This window comes from Tersicoccus solisilvae (assembly GCF_014643255.1).
Classification (GTDB): domain Bacteria; phylum Actinomycetota; class Actinomycetes; order Actinomycetales; family Micrococcaceae; genus Tersicoccus; species Tersicoccus solisilvae.
On sequence record NZ_BMJI01000014.1, the window covers coordinates 72509 to 79624 of the forward strand.

The window sequence follows — 7116 nt, forward strand, 5'->3', positions numbered from 1 at the left end:
GAGTATAGGCACATCCGCCGGCGCGTTCCGATGGTCGTCCACAGCCGTCCCACCAGCGCGTTCGCCGTCCCGCCGGGTCGCCGAGGGGCCGGGTGACAGCCCACGCGAGGGCCCGCGCGGCGGTCCGCGGAGCAACGGCGGAGGACCCGCCCGGGTGACCTCCGAGCACCCTCCCGGGCCGTCTCCCGGACGACCCCGCTCGATTGACACAGTCGAACATATGTTCGAACATGGGGCCATGTCTCTTCCCGTTCCCCCGTCCGCGCCGGGCGCCTCCCGCGGCGCGGACGCGGGCTCGGGACCACGCGAGGAGACCGCCCCCCGGTCGGCGGCGACCACCTCGGTCATCACGGCGTCGCTGCGGTCGAGAATCCGGCAGCTGGAGGCCGCGCACCTGGCATCGCAGCGCTTCCCCGTACCCGAGGCGCTCGGTTCCCTGCTGCCGCAGGGGCTGCTCGCCGGTTCCAGCTATGCCGTCCTCGGCTCCACCACCCTGGCGCTGAGCTTGATCGCCCGCGCCTCCGCGGGCGGCGCCTGGTGCGGGGTGCTGGGAACGCCGGACCTGGGGACGGAGGCGGCCGCGAGCCTGGGAATCGACCTGCAGCGGCTGATCCTGGTGCCCTCCGCCGGCCAGCAGTGGGCCGCCGTCGCGGCCGCCATGATCGACGTGCTCTCCGTCGTGGTCGCCGTCCCGCCCGCGTCCATCCCGGCCGGCGACGTCGCGCGGCTGAACGCCCGGCTGCGCCAGCGCCGGGCCACGATGATCACGCTCGGGCCCTGGCCGCAGGCCGAGGCGACGCTGCGGGTGACGGGCAGCCGGTGGTCCGGGCTCGGTACCGGGCACGGCTACCTGACCGGCCGGAACCTGCTCGTGGAGGTGCTGGACCGGCGGGCCGGCGGCCGCCGCCGCACCGGCGAGGTGGACCTGGGCGGTCCGAGCCGTCCCGGGCTCGCCCTGGTGCCGGGTATCGGCGGCCTCCACTCCGGGGGCTCCGGCACGGGTGGCCCCGACCCGAGCACCCCGGACCCGGCCGCCGGCGGTCCCGGCCGGAGCGCGACGGCGGGCGGGCCGTGGGAGCACCGCGCCAGCCGGGCGGGTTGACATGGGCCCGGCGTCGTCACGCCCGGGCGCCGCCCGGGACGGGAAGGACGGGCGGGACGGGACCGAACGGGTGGTCGTGCTGCTCTGCCCGCGCTGGCCGGTCGTCTCCGCCCGCGGCACCGGCCGGCTGCCCGCCGCCGGCCCGGCCGCCGTCATCGACCGCGGCCGGGTGGCCGTGGCCTCCCCCGAGGCCGAGCAGGAGGGGGTGCTGCCCGGGCAGCGACTGCGTGACGCCCAGGCCCGGTGCCCGGAGCTGGCCGTCGCCGGCTGGGATCCGGGGGCCGACGAGCAGGCGTTCGAGCCGGTGGTCAAGTCGCTCGAGGAGGTCAGCCCGGCCGTGCAGATCCTCGAGCCGGGGCGGTGCGCGCTGCGGGCCCGGGGGGTGCGCCGTTACCACGGCACCGAGGAGGAGGCGGCCCGGGCCCTCCTGGGGGTGCTCGCGGAGCAGCACGTCCCGGGCCGGGTCGGGATCGCGGACACCCGGTTCGCGGCGGAGCAGGCGGCGGAGCAGGCCACGGACGACGCGCCGGTGGTCGTCGTACCCGCCGGCGGCTCCGCCGCGTTCCTGACGCCGCTGCCGATCGGGGTGCTGCCGGACCCGGTCCTGGTGTCCCTGCTGCGCCGGTTGGGCCGGCACACCCTGGGCGACTTCGCCGCCATGGACGCCGGTGCCGTCCGCGCCAGGTTCGGCGCCGCCGGAGTGGGGCTGCACCGGTGGGCCGCCGGGGCGGACCCCCGGACCGTCGTCGCCCGTACCCCGCCGCAGGACTTCGATCGGGTGGCCGAGTTCGAGCCCCCGCTGGAACGGGCGGACCAGGTGGCCTTCGCGTTCCGGACGGCGGCCGAGGACGTCGTCTCCACCCTGGCCGACGCGGGGCTGGCGTGCACCCGGATCCACCTGACCCTGACCGGCGAGGACGGGGTCGCCTCGGAGCGCTCCTGGACGCACCCCCGGCACTTCACCGCCGCGGAGATCACCGACCGGATCCGCTGGCAGCTCGAGGGCGAGGTCGCCTCCGGCTCCGCTCCGGCGGCCGGGCGGCTCGAGCAGCCCGTGGCCCGCGTGCGGCTCACCCCGGAGCGGACCGAGCCGATCGGGCAGAGCGGGGACGGCCTGTGGGGCGCCGGAGTCGACGAGCACGTCGATCACGGGCTGACCCGGATCCAGTCGATGCTCGGGCACCGGGGTGTGCTCACCGCGGTCACCGGGGGCGGCCGGCTGCTGGGCGAGCGCCGCGTGCTCGTGCCGTGGGGGGACGCGGTGCCGGCCCCGGTACGCGCCGAGGCGTCGCGGCCCTGGCCGGGGGCGCTGCCCGGCCCCCCGCCGGCCACCGTGTTCGACCGGCTGCACCCGGTGCTGCTGCTCGACGCCGTGGGCTCCCCGGTGATCCTGGCGGGCCGGGGCGAGCTCTCCGCTCCCCCGGATCGGCTCGATCCGGAGGGCACGGGGACGACGCGGGCGGTGCTGAGCTGGGCGGGGCCGTGGCCGGTGCGGCAGCGCTGGTGGGATCCCGACCGGAACCGGCGGGTCGACCGGGTGCAGGTGATCGACGAGACGTCCGCCGCCTGGTTGCTGGTCACCACCGGCTCCCTGTGGTGGGCCGAGGCCCGCTACGACTGAACCCGATCCGCCGGCCCGTGGCCCGGACGCACGACGAGGAAGGAGGACTCCATGGGGTGGCGCAATCCCCCGATCCCCTGGCGGGAGCTCGAGCGCGCGCTCTCCGACCGGCCCGGTCCGGCGCTCACCGGCGGGCAGCGGCCGGGGGCGCGCTCCCCGCAGCGGCCCGGTTCCCCGCAGCGGCCCGATGGCGGGGACGGGCCGGCCTTCTCCCGCAAGCGCGGCCCCTACACCCCGCCGGTGGTGCCCGCCGGGCACGACGACGCCGGGGCCGAGCCCGTCCTCGGGTACGCCGAGCTGCACGCCCACTCGAGCTACAGCTTCCTCGACGGGGCGGCCTCCCCGGAGCAGCTGGTCGAGGAGGCCGTCCGGCTCGGGCTGAGCGCCCTGGCGCTGACGGACCACGACGGGCTGTACGGGATCGTGCGGATGGCCGAGGCCGCCGAGGCCCACGGGCTGCGCACCGTGTTCGGCGCCGAGCTCTCCCTCGGGCTGCCCGCCCCGCAGCACGGGGAGCCCGACCCGCACGGGGAGCACCTGCTGGTCCTGGCCCGCGGGGAGGAGGGCTACCACCGGCTCGCCGGGGCGCTGACGTCGGCCCATCTGGCCGCGGACGCGCAGAAGGGCCGGCCGGTGTACGACCTGGCGGACCTGGCGGAGGCGGCGGGCGGGCACTGGGTGATCCTGACCGGGTGCCGCAAGGGCGCCGTCCGGCGCGCCCTGGTCGACGGGGGCTCGACCGCGGCCGAGGCGGCCCTGCGCCGGCTGGTGGAGCTGTTCGGGCAGGGCAACGTCGTCGTCGAACTCCTCGATCACGGCGGTCCGGCGGACAGCACCCACAACGACGTCCTCGCGGAACTGGCCGCGCGGCTCGGCCTGCGCTGCGTGGCCACCAACGCGGTGCACTACGCCACCGAGGACCAGTTCCCGCTGGCCACCGCGGTGGCCGCGGTGCGGGCGCGGCGCAGCCTGGACGAGCTGGACGGCTGGCTGCCCGGCTCCGACGGGGCGCACCTGCGCAGCGGCGCCGAGATGGCGCGGCGGTTCGCCCGCTACCCCGGCGCCGTCGCCGCGACCGTCGAGTTGGCCGAGGAGCTGGCGTTCGAGCTGCGGGCCGCCCGGCCACGGCTGCCGCACCAGGACGTCCCCGCCGGGCACACCCCCATGTCGTGGCTGCGCGAGCTGGTCCGCACCGGCGCGCAGACGGTCTACCCGGACGCCGACGCCACCGTCACCGAGCGACTGGAGGCGGAGCTGGCGGTGATCGAGGCCAAGGACTTCCCGGGCTACTTCCTCATCGTCCACGACATCGTCCGGTTCGCCCGCTCCCGCGGCATCCTCTGCCAGGGCCGGGGCAGTGCCGCGAACTCGGCGGTCTGCTACGTCCTGGGCATCACCGCCGTCGACTCGATCTTCTACGACCTGCCGTTCCAGCGGTTCCTCTCCAGCCTGCGCGAGGAGGAGCCGGACATCGACGTCGACTTCGACTCGGACCGCCGGGAGGAGGTGATCCAGTACGTCTACGGCAAGTACGGCCGGCGCAACGCCGCGCAGGTGGCCAACGTCATCACCTACCGGCCGAAGAACGCCGTCCGCGACATGGCGAAGGCGCTGGGTTACAGCACCGGCCAGCAGGACGCCTGGTCGAAGCGGGTGGAGCGGTGGGGGTCGCTGCGGGAGGCCGCCGACGTCGAGATCCCCGACCACGTGCTCGACCTGGCCGAGTCCGTGCTGAGCTTCCCCCGGCACCTCGGCATCCACTCCGGGGGCATGGTGCTGACCGACCGCCCGGTCGGGGAGGTGGTGCCGATCGAGCACGCCCGGATGGCGGACCGGACGGTGCTGCAGTGGGACAAGGACGACTGCGAGTGGATGGGGCTGGTCAAGTTCGACCTGCTGGGCCTGGGCATGCTCGCCGCCCTGCAGTACGCGTTCGATCTGATCGGCGAGCACCTGGGTGAGGCGTGGACGGTCGAGACCATCCCCCGGGAGGAGGCCGCCGTCTACGACATGCTGTGCCGGGCCGATTCGATCGGGGTGTTCCAGGTGGAGAGCCGCGCCCAGATGGGCACGCTGCCGCGACTGCGGCCGCGCCGGTTCTACGACCTGGTGATCGAGATCGCCCTGATCCGGCCCGGACCCATCCAGGGCGGGGCGGTGCACCCCTACATCCGGCGGCGGTCCGGCGCCGAGCCGGTCACCTACCCGCACGAGCGGACCATCCCGGTGCTGGAGCGCACCCTCGGGGTGCCCCTGTTCCAGGAGCAGGTGATGCAGATGGCGATGGCGATCGGTGACTGCTCGGCCGAGGACGCGGACCTGCTGCGCCGGGCGATGGGCTCCAAGCGCGGCCGGGAGAAGATCGAGACGCTGCGGGACAAGCTGTACGCCGGGATGGCCCGCAACGGGATCACCGGGGAGCAGGCGGACACCCTGTACGACAAGATCCAGGCGTTCGCGAACTTCGGTTTCGCGGAGAGCCACAGCCTGTCCTTCGGTGTGCTCGTGTACGCCAGCTCCTGGATCAAGCTGCACTATCCGGGCGTGTTCACGGCGGCGCTGCTGCGGGCCCAGCCGATGGGGTTCTACTCACCGCACACCCTGGTGGCGGACGCCCGCCGGCACGGGGTCACGTTCCTGCGCCCCGACATCGCCCGGTCCGGGGTCGATGCCGGGATGGAGCCGCTCGGCGGAGAAGTGGCCGGTCCCGGGCCGAGCCCGGACCGGGACAGATCCGGCGGCCGGGACGCGTGCCTGGCGTTCACCCAACCGCCGGTGGGCCCGTTCGACCCGGACGCGCCCGACGCCTCCGCCGCCCACCGGCGCGACGCGGCGCTGGCGGTCCGGCTCGGCCTGGCCGGGGTCGCCGGCATCGGGAAGGACCTGGCCGGGCGGATCGTGGCCGAGCGTGACGCCGCCGGGCTCTACCGGGACATGACGGACCTGGCCCGGCGGGTGACCATGAGCACCGAGCAGCTCGAGGCGCTGGCCACCGCGGGCGCCTTCGCGAGCTGGGGACTGAACCGGCGGGAGGCCCTCTGGCAGGCCGGGCATGCCGCGGGCGAGCGGGAGGGGCAGCTGCCGGGAACCGCCGTGCCGCTGCAGCTGCCCCTGTTCGACGCGCCGTCCGCCGCCGAGACGATGGCGGACGACCTGTGGGCGACCGGGCTGAGCACCGACGACCATCCCGTGGCTCACCTGCGCCCCCGGCTGGACGAGCGCGCGGTGATGCGGGTGGACCGGCTGCAGCGGGCGGAGCCGGGCCGGCGGGTCGAGGTGTGCGGGGTCGTCACCCATCGGCAGCGGCCGCAGACCGCGCAGGGCATCACGTTCCTCAACCTGGAGGACGAGACGGGCATCCTCAACGTGATCTGCAGCGTCGGCGTGTGGACCCGCTACCGGCGCACCGCCCGGGACGCGAAGGCGATGATCGTGCGTGGCGTGCTGGAACGTTCCGCGGAAGGGGTCACCAATCTCGTGGCGGATCGGCTCGAGGAACTACCGCTCTCCCTGCGCCTCTCCTCCCGGGACTTCCACTGACGCGCGCCAGCGCCGGCGTCGGGCCTCAGTAGTCGATGTCCCCGTCGGCCGGTGGATCCCACCGCTGGAAGTCCAGGGTCAGGTAGAGGGCCAACGCCGCCGCGTTGTTCTCGCTGATCCGCAGCGCGACCTCCTCGTACCCGTCCTCGGCCAGCTTCGCCAGCGACTGCCGCACCAGCTCCTCCGCGTACCCCTTGCGCCGGTGGTCCGGATGGGTGAAGAGCTCGAGCACGAACGGCGCGTCCGGCAGCGCGGCATCGGGGAACCCGTCGACGACGAGCAGCGCCGCGACCGGGTTCCCGTCCTCGTCCGGCACCACGAGGGACGCGTCGCGCAGGAACCGGCCGAACTCGTCGGCATACACCTTGCGCACGTCGGCCGTCGCCTCGTCCTGGGTCCACGGGCGGCTGTCCGCATAGGACGAGTAGTACAGCTGGCCGAGGACGGGGATGTCCTCCTCCGACGCGGCGCGCGTCGCCACCGCCGGTTCACGTTCCAGCGGTGCGGTCTGCGCGGTCAGCGTGATCGTTCCTGCCATGGTCGCCCTCCCAGCCGTTGCCTGCGCGGTTGCCTGCTCGTGGCACCTGCTCCTGTCATCGAGAACGAACGCCCACGTCCGCCCCGTGATCAGGAGTGTAGGGAACCCGGCCCCGAGAATCATCTCGCAGCATGCTGTGGATCGTCACGGCCGGTCACGAACCCCCTCCACGAGAACGTGGTGGAGGGGTATTAAATGCCGAATGCCTCGGACCGGTGTTCCTCCGTCGTTGGAGGGACCTGGTCCGAGGCATTCGGTTACGGGTTGTCCGGCGGTGTCCTACTCTCCCACACCCTCACGAGTGCAGTACCATCG

At 74.6% G+C, this 7116-nt stretch carries 4 protein-coding genes; 3 read left to right on the forward strand and 1 reads right to left on the reverse strand.

The annotated features are described in order from the left end of the window. Positions 1-238 precede the first annotated feature (238 nt). From imuA' to IEX22_RS11160, 3 genes are read left to right on the forward strand one after another with little or no spacing between them, the layout of a single operon-like run. Positions 239-1102: a DnaE2-dependent mutagenesis accessory factor ImuA' gene (gene imuA', locus IEX22_RS11150; RefSeq protein WP_188668481.1), complete on the forward strand. Its 864-nt coding sequence runs from the start codon at positions 239-241 to the stop codon at positions 1100-1102. 1 nt (position 1103) lies between these two features. Beyond that, entirely contained in the window at positions 1104-2723 is a 1620-nt protein-coding gene (locus IEX22_RS11155; RefSeq protein ID WP_188668482.1) for a DNA polymerase Y family protein, read from the forward strand. A gap of 51 nt (positions 2724-2774) precedes the next feature. Further along, complete coding sequence (locus IEX22_RS11160) at positions 2775-6263, forward strand: error-prone DNA polymerase (protein WP_188668483.1); 3489 nt, start codon at positions 2775-2777, stop codon at positions 6261-6263. Positions 6264-6288: 25 nt separating this feature from the next. Here IEX22_RS11160 and IEX22_RS11165 read toward each other — a convergent pair whose 3' ends face one another. Next, a complete protein-coding gene (locus IEX22_RS11165) occupies positions 6289-6801 on the reverse strand; it encodes a GNAT family N-acetyltransferase (protein ID WP_188668484.1) in 513 nt (170 codons plus the stop codon). Between the last annotated feature and the right edge of the window lie 315 nt (positions 6802-7116).

What these genes read in the sequence shown, in the direction of transcription:
- IEX22_RS11165 (WP_188668484.1), bottom strand. Translation starts at nt 6,801, where the DNA reads ATGGCAGGAACGATCACGCTGACCGCGCAGACCGCACCGCTGGAACGT.
- imuA' (WP_188668481.1), top strand. Translation starts at nt 239, where the DNA reads ATGTCTCTTCCCGTTCCCCCGTCCGCGCCGGGCGCCTCCCGCGGCGCG.
- IEX22_RS11155 (WP_188668482.1), top strand. Translation starts at nt 1,104, where the DNA reads ATGGGCCCGGCGTCGTCACGCCCGGGCGCCGCCCGGGACGGGAAGGAC.
- IEX22_RS11160 (WP_188668483.1), top strand. Translation starts at nt 2,775, where the DNA reads ATGGGGTGGCGCAATCCCCCGATCCCCTGGCGGGAGCTCGAGCGCGCG.